This is a genomic window from Glaciibacter superstes DSM 21135, assembly GCF_000421145.1.
GTDB classification, from domain to species: Bacteria; Actinomycetota; Actinomycetes; order Actinomycetales; family Microbacteriaceae; genus Cryobacterium; species Cryobacterium superstes.
This window is the reverse complement of sequence record NZ_ATWH01000007.1, coordinates 116,979-136,515: the sequence shown is the minus strand read 5'-3', so window position 1 is coordinate 136,515 and position 19,537 is coordinate 116,979. Positions and strand designations below refer to the sequence as shown.

Here is a 19,537-nt window from a genome sequence, read left to right as displayed (position 1 = left end):
ATGGGGACATGCAGAGCGTCGCAGCAGCCCTCGCGCGGCTGGGCGAACTGGCAGCGTCTCCCACCGTCTCCCCCCTGGCCACCGCCTTCGCCACGGCTGGGCACGAGCTTGCCCTGGTTGGCGGCCCGGTGCGCGACGCCTTCCTCGGCCGGGTCACCAACGACCTTGATTTCACAACGGATGCCTCGCCAGACGAGATTCTGAAGCTGGTCATTCCCCTCTCGGATGCGCAGTGGGACATCGGCCGGGCGTTCGGCACCATCGGCGCCCGCATCAACGGCGAGACCGTTGAAATCACCACCTACCGTGCCGACAGCTACGACGGTGCAACCCGTAAGCCAGACGTGGTGTTCGGCACCAGCCTGGAAGACGACCTGGTTCGTCGCGACTTCACGGTGAATGCACTGGCACTGCGACTTCCGCAGGTCACCCTCGTCGATCCGTCCGGCGGCATTGATGACCTGCTTGCCATGAGGCTTCGCACCCCCGCGACCCCGGAGATCTCCTTCGGCGACGACCCGCTGCGGATGCTGCGCGCGGCCAGGTTCACCGCCCAGCTGGGTTTCACGCTCGACACCGACACCGCTGTGGCGATGGAAGCGATGGCCGGCAGCATCCGGAACATCTCAGCGGAACGCATCGGCGAGGAACTGTCGAAGTTGCTTCGTTCCGACACCCCCCGCGCGGGGCTTGAACTGCTTGTGGAGTCGGGTCTGGCCCAGATCGTGCTCCCCGAGCTGCCTGCGCTGCGGCTGGAGACCGATGAGCACCACCATCACAAGGATGTCTACCAGCACACGCTCACGGTGATCGAGCAGGCGATCGGCTACGAGACGTCACGGGGGACCCTGGAGAGCCCGGACCTGATCGTGCGCCTGGCTGCGCTGATGCACGACATCGGGAAGCCGGCCACTCGCAAGCTGGAACCGGGTGGAGTCGTCAGTTTCTATCACCACGATGTTCTCGGGTCGAAGTTGGCGAAGAAGCGGCTTCGCGCACTGCGGTTCGACAACGACACCATCAACGCCGTCTCCCGGCTGATTGAACTGCATCTGCGGTTCTTCGGATACACGGAAGGTACCTGGACCGACTCGGCCGTTCGGCGATACGTGCGCGACGCCGGCGACCAGCTTGAGCGGCTGCACATTCTCACGCGGGCCGATGTGACCACCAGGAACCGGCGCAAGGCCGACCGGCTGGGCTTTGCCTACGATGATCTCGAACAGCGGATTACGGAGCTTGCCCAGCAGGAGGAGATGGCGGCGGTTCGCCCCGATCTCGACGGCGAACAGATCATGGCGATCCTCGGCATCCGGCCAGGGCGTGATGTCGGGGAGGCGTACCGCTACCTGCTCGAGCAGCGCCTCGACGACGGTCCGCTCGGTGCGGATGAGGCGACCAGGCGCCTGCTGGAGTGGTGGGCGGCGCGCGACGAGTAGCTCGCCGTGCCCGTCTCCCAATTTCGGCGAGAGTCGCTGTTTGTACCCGTTGACGCCGCCAGAGCGGCGACGGTCGGCGAATTCGGCGATTGCGGGCACGGCGCAGGGAGTTATACACAGGGCGCGTTCACTGCAGGTTATTCACAGATGCCCGCATTGAGGCGGTTCGACGCCTCGGACTGACCGACCATTGTCGGCATGACAACACAATCCACGGCCGGGTGGCGGCCCCTGCAGCGCAGCAGCGAGTTGGCCCTCGTGGGCGAGAACCCACGCAGCTTGCACCGGGCGGTGGCACGCCAGCAGTTGGTCAGACTGCGGCGCGGTGTCTTCGTAGACGCCGCGGAATGGCCAGAGGTGAGTGAACGCGACAAATACCTCCTGCGGATGCGGGCCGTTGCGGCGACGCGAAAAGTGGCGCCGGTGTTCTCGCACCAGTCGGCGGCGATCCTGTGGGGGCTGCCCATGATCGGGAGCCTGCCCCGCGAGGTGCACCTGATGGCGGCCGGGCGCCGCGGAGTGCACTCCAAGAACGGCGTCGCCATGGAATGGCGCGCTGGATCTGGGACGTTGCGTTGCGGGCGCAGAACCTTCGCACCCTGCTGCTCGAAGCCGGATTGCGGCCGGAACGGTGAGAGGCGTGCGTGAATGTCTCGGGAATCGCCGTTGGCGCCGGGCATCGCCGCTGCTACGGGGAGTGTCAGCGCAAACGGCGATTGTGGGCGGAAGGACGGGTACACGTGAGTGGAGTGGCGCCGGGGAGCGGAGTCCGGTAGTCTTGCTCAGTTGTCTGCGCGCCGGAGTCCCGGCCTCCGCTTACAGCACATGCACAACCCTCCTGTTGCAGAAAGTCTGCAGCCGTTTTAGTCCGAAGGAGGTGGGTTAGTCATGCATCAGTACGAGTTGATGGTAATCCTCGATCCCGAGATCGATGAGCGCACCGTAGCTCCCAGCCTTGACAAGTTCCTCAACGTTGTTCGCAACGATGGCGGAACGATCGACAAGGTTGACGTTTGGGGTCGTCGCCGTCTCGCATACGAGATCAACAAGAAGTCGGAAGGCATCTACGCCGTCGTCGACTTCACCGCTAACGCCGAGTCGACGGCCGAGCTTGACCGCCAGCTGAAGCTGTCGGAAGCCGTCATGCGCACGAAGGTTCTGCGCGCAGAGGAAGCGATCGCTCAGGTCGCCGAGGCCAAGAAGCTTGCCGACGAGAAGGCCGCCCGCAAGGCTGCCAACCCGAAGGCATCTGCACCGGCCAAGTCCGATGCCAAGCCAGACACCAAGGCCGCCGCCCCGGCTGCCAAGGTTGCTGCCGCCGCGTCGAAGCCTGCTGCCAAGGCAGAGTCTGCTGAGGCCGAGGCTAAGGCCGAGCCCAAAGCAGAGCCCGCTGAGGCGAAGACTCCCGCCAAGGCCAAAGCCGAAGCTCCCGTCGAAGCCGAAGTCGAAGCTCCTGTCGAAGCAGAGGCCCCCGCTGAAGCGTCCGCCGACAAGGCAAGCGACAAGTAGCCATGGCCGGCGAGACCGTAATCACCGTGGTGGGCAACCTCACCGCAGACCCGGAACTGCGCTACACGCAGAACGGGCTGGCGGTTGCCAACTTCACCATCGCATCCACTCCGCGCACGTTCGACCGCGCGGCCAATGAGTGGAAAGACGGCGAAGCGCTGTTCCTGCGTGCGAGCGTCTGGCGTGAATTCGCCGAGCACGTGGCCGGTTCATTGACCAAGGGTTCCCGCGTCATCGCATCCGGACGACTCAAGCAGCGTTCGTACGAGACGAAGGAAGGCGAGAAGCGCACCAGCTTCGAGCTTGAGGTCGATGAAATCGGCCCCAGCCTCCGTTACGCAACCGCCAGCATCACTCGCGCACAGTCCTCCTCTGGCCGCGGCGGTTCGCCCGCCGGTGGCGGAGAAGAGCCGTGGGCTCCCAGCGCCCCTGCTGCTGCACCCGCAGCAGCAGGCGACGTCTGGAACAGCCCCGGCAACTTCAGCGACGAGACTCCGTTCTAAGCCCCGCCTCACGGCGTCAGGCCAACACACACTCTTAAGAAAGCAAGGAAATCATGGCTGGAAAGTCGAGCGGCGATCGCCGCAAGCCACTCCGCGGAGCCAAGGGCGGCAAGAACGCCGCTCCCGCGAAGTCAATCCGGGTTGGCGTCATCGATTACAAGGATGTCGCAACCCTGCGTAAGTTCATCTCCGAGCGTGGAAAGATCCGCGCCCGCCGTATCACCGGCGTGTCCGTCCAGGAACAGCGCCTCATCGCCCGTGCCGTCAAGAACGCCCGCGAAATGGCCCTGTTGCCCTACGCCGGCTCAGGCCGGTAAGGAGCCCTCACATGTCAAAACTCATTCTGACGCACGAGGTCTCCGGACTCGGCGCACCCGGTGACGTCGTCGACGTCAAGAACGGCTACGGCCGTAACTACCTCATCCCCCAGGGCTTCGCGGTGGCATGGACCAGGGGAGGCGAGAAGCAGATCGAGCAGATCAAGGCCGCTCGTGCTGCTCGGGAACACGCCACCCTCGAAGACGCGCAGGCCCTCAAGGCTGCGCTCGAGAGCACCAAGGTCAAGCTGGTCGTCAAGGCCGGCCAGGGCGGTCGCCTCTTCGGTTCAGTGAAGACGACGGATGTCGCCGACGCGGTCGCCGAAGCGGGCCTCGGCACGATCGACAAGCGCAAGATCGAACTGAACCCGATCAAGTTGACCGGCGAGCACGAGGCGACGATTCGCCTGCGTGACGAGCTGAGCGCGACGATTACCCTCCAAGTGGTCGCGGCCAAGTAACACCTCTTCACGCTCAGGCGGTCGGTCCCGATTGGGGCCGGCCGCCCGATGTCGTTAACCGGCGTCGAAATCATTCCTGACGGCGTTTCTGTACACAGGCGCGTCCACAATCGCGCAAGGTTCAAGAGGCACTTGAGGCTAGTTTTTACCCACAGGCCTGCAATAAACAAAACCCTGATCAGCGCTGTTTATTCTGAAATACTCACTAGTTCTCCACAGGTCAGTGCACAGCTTGTGCACACGAGCTACGGCGTTTCGCGCAGTTTTCCCACAGCGTTATCCACAGGGTGACTTGTCGAAGCAGGAACGCTCTCCCTAGGGTGAGCAAGCATCGAAGAACACCGTGCACGTGCGCGCCGGTGGCCTCATTGTCATGCTCAGTGTCAGTGGGTGCCGATAGACCAGAAGAACGACAAAGGAGGCGCGGAGTGTCGATTGCTCATTTGGGTCTGACCGACCAGCGGAACGAATCACCCAACGGTGCAAACGGGCGAACGAGTGAACGCACTCCCCCACACGATCTCCTCGCTGAGCAGAGCGCGCTCGGCGGAATGATGCTCAGCAAAGACGCCGTCGCAGACGTCGTCGAGACCGTGCGCGGCTCCGACTTCTACATCCCCAAGCACGAGATCATCTTCGACGCGATCCTGTCGCTGTATTCGCACGGTGAACCCACCGACGTGATCGCCGTCACCGACGAGCTCACCAAGATCGGCGAACTCTCCCGCGCGGGCGGCGCCGACTACCTGCACACACTCACCAGTCTCGTTCCCACGGCCGCGAACGCGGGGTTCTATTCATCGATCGTCGCTGAACGCGCGCTGCTGCGGCGGCTCGTTGAGGCTGGCACCCGCATCGTGCAGATGGGCTACGCCGGTGAGGGTGAAGTACTCGACCTGGTGAACAACGCCCAGGCCGAGATCTATTCGGTCACCGGCAGCACCGAGACCGAAGATTACGTGCCGCTGACCGAGGCAGTCACCGTGGCCATCGACGAGATCGAGGCCGCAAAGCACAAAGACGGGCAGATGACCGGGGTTCCCACCGGCTTCGCCGACATGGACGAACTCACCAACGGCTTCCACCCCGGTCAGCTGATCATCGTTGCAGCCCGCCCCGCACTCGGAAAGTCGACTCTCGCGCTGGACTTCGCGCGGGCCGCATCGATCAAGCACGACATGCCCAGCATCTTCTTCTCCCTTGAAATGGGGCGAAGCGAGATCGCCATGCGACTGCTCTCGGCCGAGGCATCCGTTCCCCTCCAGAACATGCGCAAGGGCACCGTCGACAGCCGCGACTGGACCACCATTGCCTCCACCCGCGGGCGCATCAACGACGCACCCCTCTACATCGACGACAGCCCGAACATGACGCTGGTCGAGATCCGCGCGAAGTGCCGGCGGCTCAAGCAGCGGGTCGGGCTGAAGATGGTCATCATTGACTACCTGCAGCTGATGACGTCAGGCAAGCGGGTCGAGTCCCGCCAGCAGGAGGTCAGCGAGTTCTCCCGTGCGCTCAAGCTGCTCGCCAAGGAGCTGCAGGTGCCGGTGATCGCCCTGTCGCAGCTGAACCGTGGCCCGGAGCAGCGGGCCGACAAGATGCCTGCGATCTCCGACCTCCGTGAGTCCGGTTCGCTCGAGCAGGATGCCGACATGGTCATCCTGCTGCACCGTGAGAGCGCCTACGAGAAAGACAACCCGCGTGCCGGTGAGGCCGACTTGATCGTCGCGAAGCATCGCAACGGCCCGACCCGCACCGTCACCGTCGCCTTCCACGGCCACTTCTCTCGCTTCGCCGACATGGTCGCCGGCGCGTAGCGACGGCGCTCGTGTAGGGAACGGTTGAAGATGTCCGTTTCGCGGTGGAGTTGTCCGCGTCATGTCCATCGGAACATTTCGCCAGATCGTTAGGCTTGGTCGGCATGCAGCGACCGACGTGGTTCGCGGACGAGACGAACTCCCTAGGCAGGGAGAACACCGATCCTCGAGGGAGAGCAACGAGATGAGACCACTTCGATACTCGATCAATGTCACGCTCGACGGTTGCTGCCATCACGAGGCAGGGCTCCCGCCGGACGAGGAGTCGATGCGCTACTGGACCGCCGAGATGGCACGAGCCGATGCCCTGCTGTTCGGCCGGGTGACCTACGAGATGATGGAGTCGGCGTGGCGGAAGCCGACCACGGGCGCATGGCCTGACTGGATGGATGAGTGGCAGGTTCCGTTCGCCGAGACCATCGACCGGGCGAAGAAGCACGTCGTGTCGAGCACGCTGAGCGGGGCCGATTGGAATGCCGAGCTGGTGCGAGGCGACTTGGGGCAAGCGGTTCGGCGGCTCAAACAGGAGCCAGGCGAGGGCCTGTGGGTGGGCGGAGTGACGCTCCCCCTGGCGCTGGCAGATCTGGGACTGATCGACGAGTACGAGTTCCTTGTGCAGCCGGTCCTTGCCGGACACGGGCCGACGTTGCTCGCCGGTCTGCGCGAGCGTATCCAGCTCGAGCTCGTGGATCGCCATGAGTTCCGGTCAGGTGCGGTCGCCCTGCGGTACCGGCCCACGCGAGTAACGGCTTGACGTGACTTGCCCTGGCACGTTGGCCGCTGCCTCGCGACGGAACGACGATTCTCGTGTCTCAGTTGGACAAGTCCGTCCGGTGGAAAAGACCTTCATCGCGGACAACTCACTCGTGGCAACCGCACTCTGAGGGGTGCCGGTCGGACATCTCTGAGTGATCCCTACAGCTCGGTCGATCGCTGCTCAGCCGTCGATCCCGGGGTTCAACCGTTCTCCGCTGCCCACGTCGAACAGGTGAATCCGTCCGGGCTTGGGTGTCGCCGAGACCGTGTCGCCCACCTTCGGGTGCGTCCGGCCGTCGACGCGCGCGGTGACGTTCACCCGCTCGTCGTCGATGATCGCGTGGCCGTAGAGGTAGCCGTCGGCGCCGAGTTCCTCGACGAGATCCACCGTCATCCTGAGCCCGGGCTCTGTCGCGCCCGCAAGCGTGATGTCCTCCGGCCGGACACCGAGCGTGACGCGGGTGCCGGCCGCCCGTGTCTCGCGGTCCACCGCAACCGCCTGTGTGCCGAAGCGCACTCCGCGCTCGGTCACGTCTGTGGTGAACAGGTTCATCGCCGGCGAGCCGATGAACCCGGCGACGAAGACGTTCCTTGGGTTCTCATACAGATCGCGAGGCGTGCCCAACTGCTGCAGGGCGCCGTCGGCGAGCACCGCGATCCGATCCCCCATGGTCAGCGCTTCCACCTGATCGTGAGTCACGTAGACGGTCGTGACGCCCAACCGGCGCTGGAGCGAGGAGATCTGGGTGCGGGTCTGCACTCGCAGCTTCGCATCGAGATTCGACAGCGGCTCATCCATGAGGAATACCTGCGGACTGCGGACGATCGCTCGGCCCATCGCGACGCGCTGGCGCTGGCCGCCCGAGAGGGCCTTCGGCTTGCGCCCCAGGTACGGGACCAGATCCAGCAGCTTCGCGGCATTGAGCACTCGTTGCGCGCGCTCCTCTTTGCCGACCCCCGCGATCTTCAGGGCGAAGCCCATGTTCTCCGCGACGGTCATATGCGGGTAGAGCGCATAGTTCTGGAACACCATCGCGATATCGCGATCCTTCGGGGGAACGTCGGTTACGTCGCGGTCGCCGATGAGGATGCGGCCGCCATTGACCTCTTCAAGGCCTGCGAGCATCCGTAGCGACGTGGACTTGCCGGAGCCGGAGGGGCCGACGAGCACGAGAAACTCGCCGTCGGCGACCTCCAGATCCAGCTTGTCGACGGCGGGGCGTTGTACCCCGGGGTACGTTCGTGTCGCCTGGTTGAACGTCACGGTTGCCATTTCTTCTTTCCTTTCACCGGCAGGTACGTGCCGGACGATCCGTAGTGATGAGGGGGTGGCCTGGGCCGCTCAGGCGGTGCTCTCGATGGGCTCGGCGGCAGCGAGGTCGAGGAGCTCGCGCAGGTCATCGATCGGGAGATTGGCTCCGAACGTGGGGTTGCCCGGCTGCAGGAGAACACCAGCGGCGAGCGGGCTTGCGATGACGGAGTCGAACCCCAGTGCGTCGACGAACTCTGCTATGCGCGTGAGGTCACCTTTCCGGTCACCTGCGATCGCGATCGCCTTGCGGTCCGACGCCCCGGCTGGCCGCGATTCCTCCTCGAGGTCGTGGTACCCCATGTGGTTCAGCGCCTTCACGATGCGTGAGCCGGGAAGGAACTCTTGCACGACCTCACTTGTCGAGGTGCGTGGGTCGTTAAGGTCGTCTCGGATTCCATCCGTCTCCCACCAGTAGTTCATCGAGTCGACCACGAGTTTGCCTTCGAGCTCCGCCACCGGAACGCGGCGGTACTTGCCGAGAGGAAGCGCGAGCACGACGATGTCGGCCTCGCTGGCAGCCTCTTCTGAGCGGACGGCAGTCGCGCCGGGCGAGAGCACATCGATCGTGAGCGCGATCCGCTCTGGGTCTCCGGAGCCGGCGATGAGCACCCGGTAGCCCGCGGCGACCCCAAGGCGGGCGAACACCGTGCCGACTTTGCCGGCCCCGAGGATGCCGACGGTCATGCCGTCGCCGATGCTGCTGTCCATGTCGCTCCCCTCGTTCATGACCGGACCGCCGCTCCGGTCATGGTCGACCGCGCGGGCGCCTCTGCCAGCAGTTCGCGCACCATCGGGATCACCTTCGTGCCGTACAGCTCGACGGTACGAAGACGCGCGCTCGCAGACATGGCGCCGCCGGCTGAGTAGATGAGGTCGAACCGACCGACATCCAGCGTGCGGATGGCGTCGGCCATCTTCCGGGCGACGGTCTCCGGCGAGCCGACGTACAGCGATCCATGCCCGACGTCGGCTTCGAACTCGGAGCGACTCAGGGGCGACCAGCCGCGCGACGCACCGATCCGGTCTCGGATCACCTTGTACCCGGGGTAGAAGGCCTCCTTCGCCTCCTCATCTGTCTCGGCGATGAAACCGGGAGAGTGCATACCCACCGGGTGGGCGGTGGTGCCCAGCTGCTCAGTCGCCCGCCGATACAAGTCCACATACGGTGCGAAGCGGGCAGGAGCGCCCCCGATGATGGCGAGCATGAGCCGGAACCCGTAGTGCGCAGTACGGATCACGGACTGCGGTGAGCCACCAACGCCGACCCACGTGCGCAGTCGCCCCGAATCGGTCTTCGGGAAGACGTCCGCCTCGTGCAGCGCGGCGCGCGTCGTCCCTTCCCACGTGACCGGCTTTTCGTCGAGCAGGGCGTGGAAGAGGTCGATCTTCTCGTCGAAGAGCAGCTCGTAGTCGGAGAGATCATAACCGAACAGCGGGAATGACTCGGTGAAGGATCCGCGCCCGAGGATGATCTCGGCGCGCCCGTTCGAGAGGGCGTCAACCGTCGCGAAGCGCTGGAAAACCCGCACAGGGTCGTCGGAGGACAGCACGGTGACACCGGAGCCGAGACGGATGCGTTCGGTCGCCGTGGCGATCCCGGCCAGGACGGTATCCGGTGAGGAGATCGCGAATTCGGGGCGATGGTGCTCTCCGATGGCGACCGCGTCGATGCCCAGGTCATCGGCGAGCACCGCTTCCGCCAGGGTGGCGCGGATCGCCGCGCCGTACGAGACGACAGAGCCTTGGTCATCGCGGGGCAGGTCTCCGAACGTATCGACGCCGAACTCGAGCTTGGTGAAGTCGCTCATGATCTCTTTCTTTTCGTTGGTATCAGGCATGGGTCGCTTTGCCGCCCTTGACTATCTCGACGGCAGCGCGACCGGTGAGGCGCCAGTCGCTGGGTTCCTGCTCGAGGAGCTCGCGCACTCGCGGGACGACACGTTCGCCGAACAGGCGGATGCTGTGCTCACGCGCGTCGCGCGGCAGATGCAGCAGGTCGTACTTCAGATCGAAGCGGGACAGATGATTCGTGCGGACGATGCTCGCGATCTTGTGCGACACCGTCTCCGGTGACCCGACGTACAGGGCACCCGTGCCAACTTCCACCTCGTACCGCTCGGCGGTGGGTGGGTAGAAGCCGCGCTCCTTGCTCATCGCGGTCACGACGGGCTGCCAGTACTTCCAGTGCGTGTTCTTCGCCTCCTCATCGGTGTCGGCGATGAAGCCGAGGGAGTGCTGACCGATTGGAAGTTCCGGTCGTCCGAACTGGGAAAGCGCGCGCAGGTACAGCTCGGCGTGCCCGGCGAAGCGTTCGGGACGTCCACCGATGATGGCCATCATCAGCGGCAGGCCGTTCTGGGCTGCCCTTACGACCGAATCGGGGCTTCCGCCGATCCCGATCCACGTGGGGATCCCTCCCTGCGGCATCCGCGGCTGCAGGCGCGCATTCTCAAGCGGCGCGCGGTACTGCCCGGTCCAGGTCACACGATCCTCACGCATCAGACGCAGAAACAGGTCGAGCTTCTCGTCGAAGATCTGCTCGTACTCGGCGATGTCGTATCCGAACAGTGCAAACGACTCGATCGCCGAAGCGCGTCCGAGCACCAGTTGCGCCCGCCCGCCTGAAAGCCCGTCGACGGTGGCGAACTGCTGATACAACCGCACCGGATCCTGCGTCGACAGGACCGTCACCGACGTTCCGAGGCGGATGCTCGATGTGGCCTGTGCCGCGGCGGCGAGGATCACAGGAGGGGCCGAGTCGACCATGCCCTCCCGGTAGTGTTCGCCGACGCTGAACACATCGAGCCCGACGGACTCCGCCTGCTGCGCCTCATCGACGAGCAGCCGCAGCGCTTCACCATCTGACATCACACGCCCGGCGTCGGTGGCGATGTCGCCGAATGAGTTCAGTCCGAACTCGATGTCACCGATCTGGATCACCATGACCAGCGCCCTTCCCGTCACCGGACCTTCCGAATTGACATGTCAATGCTGCAACATGGATATTGACATGTCTATTCCAGGGAGACGAGATGGCCGAGAATCACCGGACGATGCCCACGCGAGATCAGCTGCGCATCTGGCGGGACTATATCGAGACGGCGCAGGCACTGAGCACGAGTCTGGGGAGTCGCCTGCAGAGCGAGTCGTCGCTGTCGACGGGGGATTACCAGGTGCTGCTCGCCCTGACGGAGGCGCCGCAGCATACTCTGCGGTCCTCGGAGCTGGCGACGCTGATCGGATGGGAGCGCAGTCGACTCTCGCATCATCTGGGACGGATGGAGAAGCGTCACCTGATTCGGCGGGTCCCCTGTGCGGATGATGTGCATGGGGTGGATGTCACCGCGACGGAATCTGGTCGAGCCGCCTTCCGAGCCGGGTCAGTTCCGCACCTGCGCGCGGTGCGCGAGCTCTTCGTCGAGGCTCTCACCCCGGAACAGCTCGCCCACCTCGACAACACCTCCGCCGCGCTTCGCCGACATCTGGGCGTGGATGCCCCTGTCGCGAAGGAGCGGGCTACTTGACCGTGTGCCGAGGACATGGTGTGAGGTAGTCGTATGACAACGAGCGACGTTCAACATTGGTTCACACGCTGTGGAAAGACTGCGCAGGATTGGCTTCTGAGCAATCCCGGCTCAGCCCTCACCACGGCGGCGCTTGACGCAGTGATCGGAGCAGGAGGGGCGCCTGTCCGCAGAGGCGCAACCGAGGATGACAGGTCCGAGGCCTATTACCTGCGTCCCGCTGACAGCGCGTATCTCTCAGAGCTGCGCGCGGCAGGCTTTGCGAGCGACGCTCGATAACCCGTCGTCGATTCCGGTTAAAGCCGCCATTCCGCCCCCACAGTTCCCCGAGGCCGTTGAGACCCAATCACACGGCACGGGCAGTACGAGCTGTCTGCTTTCCGGTGATAACGGTCGTGAGCAGGGCGATGCCCGAGGCCGCAATGACGACTGCGATGAGTGGAAGTCCCTGCACAGCATCGGCAACCGTTCCCGTCTTGAGGATCGCGAATGGGATGACTGCCGCGATCGAGCCGACAAGGCCGACAACTACGGCGACGATTGTCGCCATGGCGGTCTCGCAGACGAGCATGCGTGTCGACTGGCCGGTGGTGGCGCCGATCGACGACATGACCGCCAGTTCGCCGCGTCGCTGCTTGATCGACGCGATCAGATTGTTGATGAGGGCTATCGACATGAAGGCGGCGATGAGCAGCACAACGAGGTAGTTGATGGCGGCCATTAGCTGTCCTATGCCGTCGCCGGAGCCGGCTGCCTGGTTTTCGATCGACTGCATGCTCAACGTGCCTGCGGCGACTCCAACGAACAGCGTGAGAAAGGTGACTGCCGGGCGGATGCGCTCTGGCGCGATCCGTATGTTGGTGGCGGCGAGGCGGGCCCCTACACCGCCCAGGCGATGCAGCGCGACGAGCAGGGTGCGTTCCGCCAGCGTCAGCATCTCGGTAGCCAGGAGCGCAGCTCCGACTGCCACGAGCACGCATCCTGGCCCGGTCGCCGCGGTGGCGTAGACCGAGTCCGGCTCCATGACGAGTGCTGTCGCGGAGGATGCCAGGCCGATGAGGATCAGCGCCCCGGCCAGAATGCGACGCGGCCGTGCGGCCTGTGAGCGCCTCTTGGCGGTCGGCTCTCCGATCGGGCTTCGGTTGGCCGCTTCACGGCTGCCAACGAACGCGCCGATGGTGGCGGCGGCGATGACGATCAAACCGGCCAGGACCGGGGCCAGCACCCCGGGGACGAACCCGCCGGCTCCCGAGATCACTCCGGTCGTCGCGGTCGTCGTCACGATGACTGCGCCGAGCGCGTACCCGAGTAGAACTCCCGGGACGGCGGCGGTCGTCGCGATCACCAGGGTCTCGATGGCAACCATCCGCCGCACCTGACCGGGGGTCGCGCCGATAAGTCTGAGCCCCCGGATTTCATCCGTGCGACCGCCGAGCGCGACACCGACAGTCGAGATCACGGCGAACGCAACGATGCCGAGGATCCAGCTTCCGAGGATCGCCGGGAACTGCACAAGGAACGCTCGATCGTCGCCGGGAGTGCTCGCAGCCAACCCTGTCGCCATCACGCCGGCCATGCCGGAGAGAAGCACTACACCGACGAGGGTTACGAGGGCGGTGGCCGCGGCGCCGGCTCGATGGCGCGCGATCGACAGCAGCGCGAGCCGGATCACAGTGCCACTCCGGTAGCGTTCGCCCGTTCCGCCTGGTCGAGCAGGGCTGACATGCGCACGGCGACGTCGCGGCTGGTGGGGTCGGGCAACCGATCGACGATGCGACCGTCTGCCAGAAAGAGCACCTCGTCGGAGTAGGCCGCGGCGGCCGGGTCATGGGTGACCATGATGATCGTTTGTCCGGCGTCCGCGAGCTCGCGCAACAGGGTGAGCACCTCGCGAGCACTGCGCAGGTCGAGTGCGCCGGTGGGTTCGTCGGCGAAGACGACTGCGGGTTCTGCGATCAGAGCCCTGGCGATCGCTACGCGCTGTTGCTGCCCGCCGGAGAGCTGTGGCGGGCGATGAGACGTGCGCTCACCGAGTCCAACGCGTGCCAGCAGCCGCTCGGTGGCGGCCCGATCTGGGCGAATGCCCTCGAGCCGTACGGGCAGCTCGACGTTCTCGATGACTGTCAGCGCGGGAAGCAGATTGAACGACTGGAAGACGAAGCCGATCGCGACTCTGCGCAGGCGCGCCAGACTCTTTTCGTCAAGCGCTGTCACCTCGGAATCGCCGAGGTGCACTGATCCTGAAGTCGGCTTCTGAAGGCCCGCTGCGCAGTGCATCAGCGTGGTCTTTCCCGACCCTGACGGGCCCATGATGGCAGTGAAGCTGCCGCGCCTGATGGTCAGATCGACGCTGCGCAGCGCATGGATCGGCGTGCCGCCGGTGTCGTAGGTGCAGCTCAGCGCTGTGGTGCTGAGCGCAACGGTTTTGTCTATCGTGATGGTCATGCGAGTCTCCGATTAAAATGATCGTTTGAAACGAACGTTTGCATTACTTCGAGATAGACTACGTCGTATGAGCCATCGAGACAACCTCCTTGTTGCGGCCCGCAGCTGTCTGCTCAGCAGGGGCTACGCTGCGACGACCGTGCGGGACCTGGTCGAGGAGAGCGGGGCCAATCAGGCATCGATCAACTATCACTTCGGGTCGAAGGACAGGCTCTTGAACCAGGCCCTGTTCGATCTCAACCGGGAGTGGGGAATGCTCCTGTTCGAGGCTCTGGGCGTGGACCCGACACAGCAGGTGGCATCGTGCGGCCCGCCGGATGGCTCCGGGGTCATCGAGCTCTGGGTGAGGGTGATCGAGTCGATCCGCTCGAATGAGCAGCTGTGGTTCGTCAACTTCGAGTCGATCTCCTTCGTTCAACACGATCCCGAGATCCGACAGATGAACGCTGATGGCCAGGCGGCATCACGAGACGCGCTCGCCCTCGCATTCGCCGGGTTGGGCAACGACAGCGACCCTGCTGCCAGACGCGCCGTGGGGTCTCACTACTACTCACTGCTCGTCGGGCTCGCCCTGCAGCTCCTTACGGATCCAGACAGCGCTCCGACCGCGGCCGAGGTCTTCGAGACAGACTCAGGGATACGCACGGGCCGCACATGGTGGCGCTGATCAGCCAACCGGGTGACAAGGGAAAAATGGCAAAAAAACCCAGCACGATCGCGCCTCGGATCGATCCGATTCGCCTCATCGACCTGACCGATGGTGACGCTGGCGCGATCGACGCGCACGGCAGCCGTGACGGTGAACGGTTCAGCGGAGCGGATGTCAGCGGCCGCGATCTCGCGGGCGTCACCTTCACCGAATGCGAACTCCTCGATCTCGTCGCACACGAAACCGACTTTCGTTCTGCCAGCTTTGTCGACACCCGTTTCGAACGTTTGAACGCGCCGATCTTCACGGCGTCCCGCTCTCGTTTCCGTGACGTCGAACTGGACGGCTCCCGGCTCGGCTCAGCCGAGTTCTACGACTCGACCTGGGAGTCGGTGCACATCAGCAACTGCAAGCTCGGCTTCGTGAACCTGCGCGGCGCCGTGCTGCGAGACGTGCTCTTCAGCAACTGCACCATTGACGAACTCGACCTCGGCGGTGCCACCGTACAGCGCGTCGCCTTCACCGACACCGCTGTGCGCAGCCTGGACGTCACCCGAGCCACGCTCGAAAATGTCGACCTGCGCGGCCTCGACCTGTGCAGCATCACCGGACTGGAAGGATTGCGGGGCGCGACCGTGAACTCGTTCCAGGTGAGTGAACTTGCGTCGCTCTTCGCCACTCAACTCGGCATCAAAGTCGAAGACTGATCGCGCTTCGGCGCCGAGCCCCGGTACGCTACGAAGACCAGTGCGCGATGTCGCGTACGCATCGGAAACAACGGATGCGTGAGCAACGGCGCCAGGAACCGAAGGGCGCACGTGAAGGTCGGCATAGCTCGGGAACAGCAGGACGGCGAGCGGCGCGTCGCAGCCACACCGGAGTCAGTGGCCCAGTTGACAGCACTGGGCGCCGAGGTCGAAATCGAATCGGGTGCTGGAACGGATGCCGGGCACCCAGACACGGCATACACGGATGCCGGCGCCACGGTCGTCGACCGGCTCGACCTCGCCGCGCTGAGCGTACTCTGCCATGTGCGACCACTGACCGTAGACATCGCAACCCGTCTCGCGCCCGGCACCATCACCATCGGACTCGCCTCCCCCTCGACGGAATTGCCGACGGTCGCCGCTCTCGCTCGGGCTCACATCACGTCGTTCGCTCTCGAACTGGTGCCGCGCATCTCACGCGCCCAGTCCATGGACGCGCTGACCTCCCAGGCCCTCGTCGCCGGATATCGCATCGTTCTGGAAGCCGCCATGCGCCTGCCGCGGTTCTTCCCGCTGTACATGACGGCGGCAGGCACCGTTCCGCCTGCCCGCGTTCTGGTGCTTGGCGCCGGTGTCGCCGGGCTCCAGGCGATCGGCACAGCCAAGCGTCTCGGAGCCCGGGTCTTCGCTTATGACGTGCGTCCGGCATCCGCTGACGAAGTCGCCTCGATGGGCGCAACGTTCGTCACCCTCGACCTCGACGCGATCGAGGGCGCAGGCGGGTACGCCAGGGAGCTCAGCGAAGACCGCGCCGTGCGTCAACGCGAGTTGCTCGCGCCCCACGTCGCCGACGCCGACGTGCTGATCACGACAGCCGCCATTCCCGGCCGGCCGGCGCCCCTCCTCGTCACTCAAGACATGGTCGCCGCCATGAAGCCAGGGTCGGTCGTCGTCGATCTCGCCGCCGAGTCCGGCGGAAATGTCGAGGGCGTCGTCGCAGGCAGTGACGCGTCTGTGCCGACGCACAACGGCGACGGTTCGGTCACCCTGGTCGGGATGAAGGACGCCGCATCCGCTCTGCCAACGGATGCCTCGCGCCTGTACGCGAAGAACGTCGCCAACCTGCTTGCCCTGATGATCGAGGGCGGCGCGCTTCACGTGGATTTCGACGACGAAGTCATTGCGGGCGCCTGCCTGACCCACGATGGCGAGGTGCGGCACGGCCCGACGGCTACAGCTCTGGGGGCCGCCGCCGTAACTGACGGCGCCGACCAGGAAGGAGAGCGCTGATGGACCCCGTCACCCTGCTCACGATTGTTGTGCTCGCCGTCTTCGTGGGCTTCGAGGTGGTGTCGAAGGTCACCAGCACCCTGCACACGCCCCTGATGTCTGGAGCGAACGCGATCCACGGCATCATCCTGATCGGGGCGATCATCGTCGCAGGGCAGGCGTCTGATGTGTGGATCCTGGCCGTGGCACTGCTCGCCGTCGTGTTGGCGACCGCGAACCTCGTCGGCGGCTTCGTGGTGACCGATCGGATGCTGCACATGTTCCGGGCGAGGAAGCCACCGGCCGACACGAACACCGACGCCGGCACCGGCACCGGCACCGGCACCGGCACAAAGGGAGGCGCGCAGTGAGCCTCCTTCCCGCCGAATGGACTGCACTTCTCTACCTGGCGGTCGCGGTTTGCTTCATCCTCGCGCTCAAGGGACTCAGCTCACCGAAGACGGCCAGGCGCGGCAACCTGGTCGGCTCCGCCGGTGCGCTGGTTGCCGTGATCACTGTCTTCCTGTCGGTGAAACTCGATAACATCCCGGCAATCCTGATCGCGATCATCGTGGGTGCAGGCATCGCCGCACCGATTGCCAGGCGCGTGCAGATGACCCAGATGCCCCAACTGGTGGCCCTGTTCAACGGGGTCGGCGGAGGTGCCGCAGCCCTCGTCGCCGTGTTGGAACTCGGGCACACGGATGATCCGTGGGTGCGTGTCGCCGTGGTTTTCACCATGCTCGTTGGTGCGGTGTCGTTCTCTGGTTCTGCCGTCACGGTCGCCAAGCTACAGGAGCTGATCACCACCCGGCCGCTGCTGTTCCCCGGCATGCGCTGGGTCATGTCTGCGACCCTGGTCGCCGCGATCGTCGCGTGCGGGTTCATCGTCGCGACCGGTTCTGCCGGCTGGGCGATCGCCCTTCTCGTGCTCGGCCTGGCCGCCGGGCTCCTGCTGGTGCTGCCGGTTGGCGGCGCTGACGTGCCGATCGTCATCTCACTTCTGAACGCGTTCACCGGGCTTGCGGTCGCGGCATCCGGAATCGTGCTCGGCAATGTACTGCTCGTCGTTGCAGGAACGCTGGTCGGCGCGAGCGGCACCATCCTCACCAGGGCGATGGCGTCGGCGATGGGACGTGGGGTGAGCGGCATCCTGTTCGGTGCGTTCCGCGGCGGGTCGACCGCGGGGTCGACGACGCAGAGCGATCGTCCGGTGCGATCGACGGGGCCGGAGGACGTCGCGGTGCTGCTCGGATACGCGCAACGAGTCGTGATCGTGCCCGGATACGGCCTCGCCGTCGCACAGGGTCAGCACACGGTGGCGGAGCTCGCCACCGCCCTCGAGGAGCGGGGGATCCAGGTCGACTTCGCCATCCATCCGGTCGCCGGGCGGATGCCTGGGCACATGAACGTGCTGCTCGCCGAGGCGAATGTGCCGTACGAGTCGCTCAAGGAGATGGCGGAGGTGAACCCAGAATTCAAGAACACGGATGTCGCACTCGTCGTCGGCGCGAACGACGTCGTCAACCCCGCGGCGAAGACGTCCCCAGGCTCCCCCATCTACGGCATGCCGATACTCGAGGTCGGCGACGCCGGCCAGGTGGTGTTCCTCAAGCGCTCGATGCGTCCGGGGTTCGCCGGCATCGAGAACGAGTTGCTCTTTGACCCCAAGACGACGCTGCTCTTCGGCGACGCCAAGGACTCACTGACCAAGGTGCTCGGGGCCGTCAAGGCGCTCTGATCTAGGCTCTGACTCGCGCTCTGCCGCATCGGAGTCGCCACGTTGAAGCTGCGCGCCAGCACCGCACGTAGACTAGTCAGGCAGCCTGCAGCGGTCGGACGCTCAGGCGAGAAAGAGGTCAACGCAGTGGCGAATGCCCAGCCAGCACCCGACTCCGTCGCCCGAAACGGTGTGGCCGGAACCGAACGCGCCTCCGAGAGCCCGCGGTACTGGATCGTCCCCATCGCCCGTGCCGTCATCGCGCTGATCCCCGCGGCGGTGATCACCTTCAGCCCGAACCATTCCGCCCAGTTCGGGCTCATCGTTTTCGGGGCCTTCGCCGTTCTGAGTGGCCTGCTCACCGGCATCCTGAGCTGGCGAATGCTGGGCGACCCGGTCACCCGCAACCTGATTGTGATTCAGGGTGTCGTCGGTGTTGTCGCCGGTGCGCTTGCGCTGGCCGTGAATGGCGGCGGTCTCGGTTTCTTCCTGTATCTGGTGAGCGTGTGGGCAGCCACCACCGGTTTCGTCGAGCTTTACAGCGGCGTACGGGTTCGTTCCCGCCGCGGCACACCGAAAGGCAGCGCTGCCAGAGGTGGCGCCGCCAGGGACTGGATGTTCGCCGGAATCCTCACCGCCGTTCTTGCCCTGGTCTTCCTGCTGCTGCCGCCGAACGACGTGGTGTCGGTGGGGCTGCTTGGCGCGTACTTCGTGGTGCTCGGTGTCTTTCTGCTGATCGGCGGATTCTCGCTGAAATTCACGGCGACGGATGCCGCGCGCTCGCTCGCCACCGCAACCAACGAATCGGAACGCTCGTGACCCAGAACCAACCAGCCGCGCCCAACCAGCCCGGGGCTGGAGGGCCCCCACGTCGCTCTTCGAGCGCGCTCAGCACAGCCGAGTTGTTCGGCCTCTCCGGCGGAACGGCACTGTTTGTGGGGCTGGTGACCCTTCTCACCACCCGCGAGGTGTGGCTGTCGCTGGTCAGCCTCGTGATTGCGTTTGTCGTTGTGCTCGTCGTCACCGCACTGTTCGCTCGGCGCCTGAAGCCCAACGCGGACGTCGACCTCAACAACAACCCGCGCTAGAGACCCGTCTCGCCTCTTCGG

At 65.1% G+C, this 19,537-nt stretch carries 21 protein-coding genes and 1 pseudogene; 16 read left to right on the top strand and 6 right to left on the bottom strand.

Features of this window, described 5'->3' with window-relative positions:
• The first annotated feature begins 8 nt into the window (after positions 1 to 8).
• The 8 genes and pseudogenes from K323_RS0111370 (at position 9) to K323_RS0111335 (ending at position 6,800) form a co-directional block, all read left to right on the top strand.
• Positions 9 to 1,439, top strand: coding sequence for a CCA tRNA nucleotidyltransferase (locus tag K323_RS0111370; protein ID WP_022885404.1), 1,431 nt, complete (start codon positions 9 to 11; stop codon positions 1,437 to 1,439).
• A 198-nt stretch (positions 1,440 to 1,637) separates the two neighbouring features.
• Positions 1,638 to 2,087, top strand: coding sequence for a hypothetical protein (locus tag K323_RS0111365; protein WP_022885403.1), 450 nt, complete (start codon positions 1,638 to 1,640; stop codon positions 2,085 to 2,087).
• A gap of 240 nt (positions 2,088 to 2,327) precedes the next feature.
• Positions 2,328 to 2,675 (top strand): annotated as a pseudogene (gene rpsF / locus K323_RS30455) (30S ribosomal protein S6); the annotation flags it as partial.
• 275 nt (positions 2,676 to 2,950) lie between these two features.
• Positions 2,951 to 3,451 carry a single-stranded DNA-binding protein gene (locus K323_RS0111355; protein ID WP_022885401.1) on the top strand — a complete coding sequence of 167 codons (501 nt, stop codon included), beginning with the start codon at positions 2,951 to 2,953 and terminating at the stop codon, positions 3,449 to 3,451.
• 53 nt (positions 3,452 to 3,504) lie between these two features.
• The gene (rpsR, locus tag K323_RS0111350) at positions 3,505 to 3,768 is read left to right on the top strand and encodes a 30S ribosomal protein S18 (RefSeq protein ID WP_012039648.1); all 264 of its coding nucleotides are present in this window, start codon (positions 3,505 to 3,507) and stop codon (positions 3,766 to 3,768) included.
• Positions 3,769 to 3,779: 11 nt separating this feature from the next.
• On the top strand, positions 3,780 to 4,229 hold the full coding sequence (rplI, locus tag K323_RS0111345; protein WP_022885400.1) for a 50S ribosomal protein L9: 450 nt from the start codon (positions 3,780 to 3,782) through the stop codon (positions 4,227 to 4,229).
• Positions 4,230 to 4,657: 428 nt separating this feature from the next.
• Positions 4,658 to 6,046 (top strand): replicative DNA helicase, encoded by a 1,389-nt coding sequence (dnaB, locus tag K323_RS0111340; protein ID WP_022885399.1) that lies wholly within the window; start codon positions 4,658 to 4,660, stop codon positions 6,044 to 6,046.
• Positions 6,047 to 6,230: 184 nt separating this feature from the next.
• Positions 6,231 to 6,800: a dihydrofolate reductase family protein gene (locus K323_RS0111335; RefSeq protein ID WP_026851553.1), complete on the top strand. Its 570-nt coding sequence runs from the start codon at positions 6,231 to 6,233 to the stop codon at positions 6,798 to 6,800.
• A gap of 183 nt (positions 6,801 to 6,983) precedes the next feature.
• Here K323_RS0111335 and K323_RS0111330 read toward each other — a convergent pair whose 3' ends face one another.
• From K323_RS0111330 to K323_RS25545, 4 genes are all read right to left on the bottom strand, one after another.
• Positions 6,984 to 8,075 carry an ABC transporter ATP-binding protein gene (locus tag K323_RS0111330; RefSeq protein ID WP_022885397.1) on the bottom strand — a complete coding sequence of 364 codons (1,092 nt, stop codon included), beginning with the start codon at positions 8,073 to 8,075 and terminating at the stop codon, positions 6,984 to 6,986.
• 69 nt (positions 8,076 to 8,144) lie between these two features.
• On the bottom strand, positions 8,145 to 8,822 hold the full coding sequence (locus K323_RS25550) for an NADPH-dependent F420 reductase (protein ID WP_051147335.1): 678 nt from the start codon (positions 8,820 to 8,822) through the stop codon (positions 8,145 to 8,147).
• Between the two features lie 14 nt (positions 8,823 to 8,836).
• On the bottom strand, positions 8,837 to 9,922 hold the full coding sequence (locus K323_RS0111320) for an LLM class flavin-dependent oxidoreductase (protein WP_026851552.1): 1,086 nt from the start codon (positions 9,920 to 9,922) through the stop codon (positions 8,837 to 8,839).
• 22 nt (positions 9,923 to 9,944) lie between these two features.
• Complete coding sequence (locus tag K323_RS25545; protein WP_245570970.1) at positions 9,945 to 11,078, bottom strand: LLM class flavin-dependent oxidoreductase; 1,134 nt, start codon at positions 11,076 to 11,078, stop codon at positions 9,945 to 9,947.
• Between the two features lie 89 nt (positions 11,079 to 11,167).
• On the opposite strand from K323_RS25545, the gene K323_RS0111310 reads away from it, so the two are divergent.
• Entirely contained in the window at positions 11,168 to 11,638 is a 471-nt protein-coding gene (locus K323_RS0111310; RefSeq protein ID WP_245570969.1) for a MarR family winged helix-turn-helix transcriptional regulator, read from the top strand.
• Between the two features lie 346 nt (positions 11,639 to 11,984).
• On the opposite strand, the gene K323_RS0111300 is transcribed toward K323_RS0111310, so the two are convergent.
• Both K323_RS0111300 and K323_RS25540 read right to left on the bottom strand, forming a co-directional pair.
• Positions 11,985 to 13,310: an FtsX-like permease family protein gene (locus K323_RS0111300; RefSeq protein ID WP_022885391.1), complete on the bottom strand. Its 1,326-nt coding sequence runs from the start codon at positions 13,308 to 13,310 to the stop codon at positions 11,985 to 11,987.
• Positions 13,307 to 14,083, bottom strand: a complete 777-nt coding sequence (locus tag K323_RS25540; RefSeq protein WP_022885390.1) for an ABC transporter ATP-binding protein — start codon at positions 14,081 to 14,083, stop codon at positions 13,307 to 13,309. Before K323_RS25540 ends, K323_RS0111300 begins: the two co-directional genes overlap by 4 nt.
• 67 nt (positions 14,084 to 14,150) lie before the next feature.
• Here K323_RS25540 and K323_RS25535 point away from each other — a divergent pair, with 67 nt between their 5' ends.
• The 7 genes from K323_RS25535 (at position 14,151) to K323_RS25520 (ending at position 19,516) form a co-directional block, all read left to right on the top strand.
• On the top strand, positions 14,151 to 14,750 hold the full coding sequence (locus K323_RS25535) for a TetR/AcrR family transcriptional regulator (RefSeq protein WP_022885389.1): 600 nt from the start codon (positions 14,151 to 14,153) through the stop codon (positions 14,748 to 14,750).
• A gap of 26 nt (positions 14,751 to 14,776) precedes the next feature.
• Positions 14,777 to 15,439 carry a pentapeptide repeat-containing protein gene (locus tag K323_RS0111285; RefSeq protein ID WP_026851551.1) on the top strand — a complete coding sequence of 221 codons (663 nt, stop codon included), beginning with the start codon at positions 14,777 to 14,779 and terminating at the stop codon, positions 15,437 to 15,439.
• A 111-nt stretch (positions 15,440 to 15,550) separates the two neighbouring features.
• The gene (locus tag K323_RS0111280) at positions 15,551 to 16,729 is read left to right on the top strand and encodes a Re/Si-specific NAD(P)(+) transhydrogenase subunit alpha (RefSeq protein ID WP_022885387.1); all 1,179 of its coding nucleotides are present in this window, start codon (positions 15,551 to 15,553) and stop codon (positions 16,727 to 16,729) included.
• Positions 16,729 to 17,079: an NAD(P) transhydrogenase subunit alpha part 2 gene (locus K323_RS25530; RefSeq protein ID WP_022885386.1), complete on the top strand. Its 351-nt coding sequence runs from the start codon at positions 16,729 to 16,731 to the stop codon at positions 17,077 to 17,079. The genes K323_RS0111280 and K323_RS25530 overlap by 1 nt, the downstream gene beginning before the upstream one ends.
• The gene (locus tag K323_RS0111270) at positions 17,076 to 18,449 is read left to right on the top strand and encodes an NAD(P)(+) transhydrogenase (Re/Si-specific) subunit beta (protein ID WP_022885385.1); all 1,374 of its coding nucleotides are present in this window, start codon (positions 17,076 to 17,078) and stop codon (positions 18,447 to 18,449) included. Before K323_RS25530 ends, K323_RS0111270 begins: the two co-directional genes overlap by 4 nt.
• 126 nt (positions 18,450 to 18,575) lie before the next feature.
• On the top strand, positions 18,576 to 19,247 hold the full coding sequence (locus K323_RS25525; RefSeq protein ID WP_022885384.1) for a DUF308 domain-containing protein: 672 nt from the start codon (positions 18,576 to 18,578) through the stop codon (positions 19,245 to 19,247).
• On the top strand, positions 19,244 to 19,516 hold the full coding sequence (locus K323_RS25520) for a hypothetical protein (RefSeq protein ID WP_033372892.1): 273 nt from the start codon (positions 19,244 to 19,246) through the stop codon (positions 19,514 to 19,516). The genes K323_RS25525 and K323_RS25520 overlap by 4 nt, the downstream gene beginning before the upstream one ends.
• The last annotated feature ends 21 nt before the right edge of the window (positions 19,517 to 19,537 follow it).

Excerpts from the sequence above, each read along its gene's own strand:
- K323_RS25550 (WP_051147335.1), bottom strand. The coding sequence starts at position 8,822 with ATGGACAGCAGCATCGGCGACGGCATGACCGTCGGCATCCTCGGGGCC.
- rplI (WP_022885400.1), top strand. The coding sequence starts at position 3,780 with ATGTCAAAACTCATTCTGACGCACGAGGTCTCCGGACTCGGCGCACCC.
- K323_RS0111330 (WP_022885397.1), bottom strand. The coding sequence starts at position 8,075 with ATGGCAACCGTGACGTTCAACCAGGCGACACGAACGTACCCCGGGGTA.
- K323_RS25535 (WP_022885389.1), top strand. The coding sequence starts at position 14,151 with ATGAGCCATCGAGACAACCTCCTTGTTGCGGCCCGCAGCTGTCTGCTC.
- K323_RS0111310 (WP_245570969.1), top strand. The coding sequence starts at position 11,168 with ATGCCCACGCGAGATCAGCTGCGCATCTGGCGGGACTATATCGAGACG.
- K323_RS0111355 (WP_022885401.1), top strand. The coding sequence starts at position 2,951 with ATGGCCGGCGAGACCGTAATCACCGTGGTGGGCAACCTCACCGCAGAC.
- K323_RS0111365 (WP_022885403.1), top strand. The coding sequence starts at position 1,638 with ATGACAACACAATCCACGGCCGGGTGGCGGCCCCTGCAGCGCAGCAGC.
- K323_RS0111285 (WP_026851551.1), top strand. The coding sequence starts at position 14,777 with ATGGCAAAAAAACCCAGCACGATCGCGCCTCGGATCGATCCGATTCGC.
- K323_RS25540 (WP_022885390.1), bottom strand. The coding sequence starts at position 14,083 with ATGACCATCACGATAGACAAAACCGTTGCGCTCAGCACCACAGCGCTG.
- K323_RS0111335 (WP_026851553.1), top strand. The coding sequence starts at position 6,231 with ATGAGACCACTTCGATACTCGATCAATGTCACGCTCGACGGTTGCTGC.
- K323_RS0111370 (WP_022885404.1), top strand. The coding sequence starts at position 9 with ATGCAGAGCGTCGCAGCAGCCCTCGCGCGGCTGGGCGAACTGGCAGCG.
- K323_RS25530 (WP_022885386.1), top strand. The coding sequence starts at position 16,729 with ATGGACCCCGTCACCCTGCTCACGATTGTTGTGCTCGCCGTCTTCGTG.
- K323_RS0111320 (WP_026851552.1), bottom strand. The coding sequence starts at position 9,922 with ATGAGCGACTTCACCAAGCTCGAGTTCGGCGTCGATACGTTCGGAGAC.
- rpsR (WP_012039648.1), top strand. The coding sequence starts at position 3,505 with ATGGCTGGAAAGTCGAGCGGCGATCGCCGCAAGCCACTCCGCGGAGCC.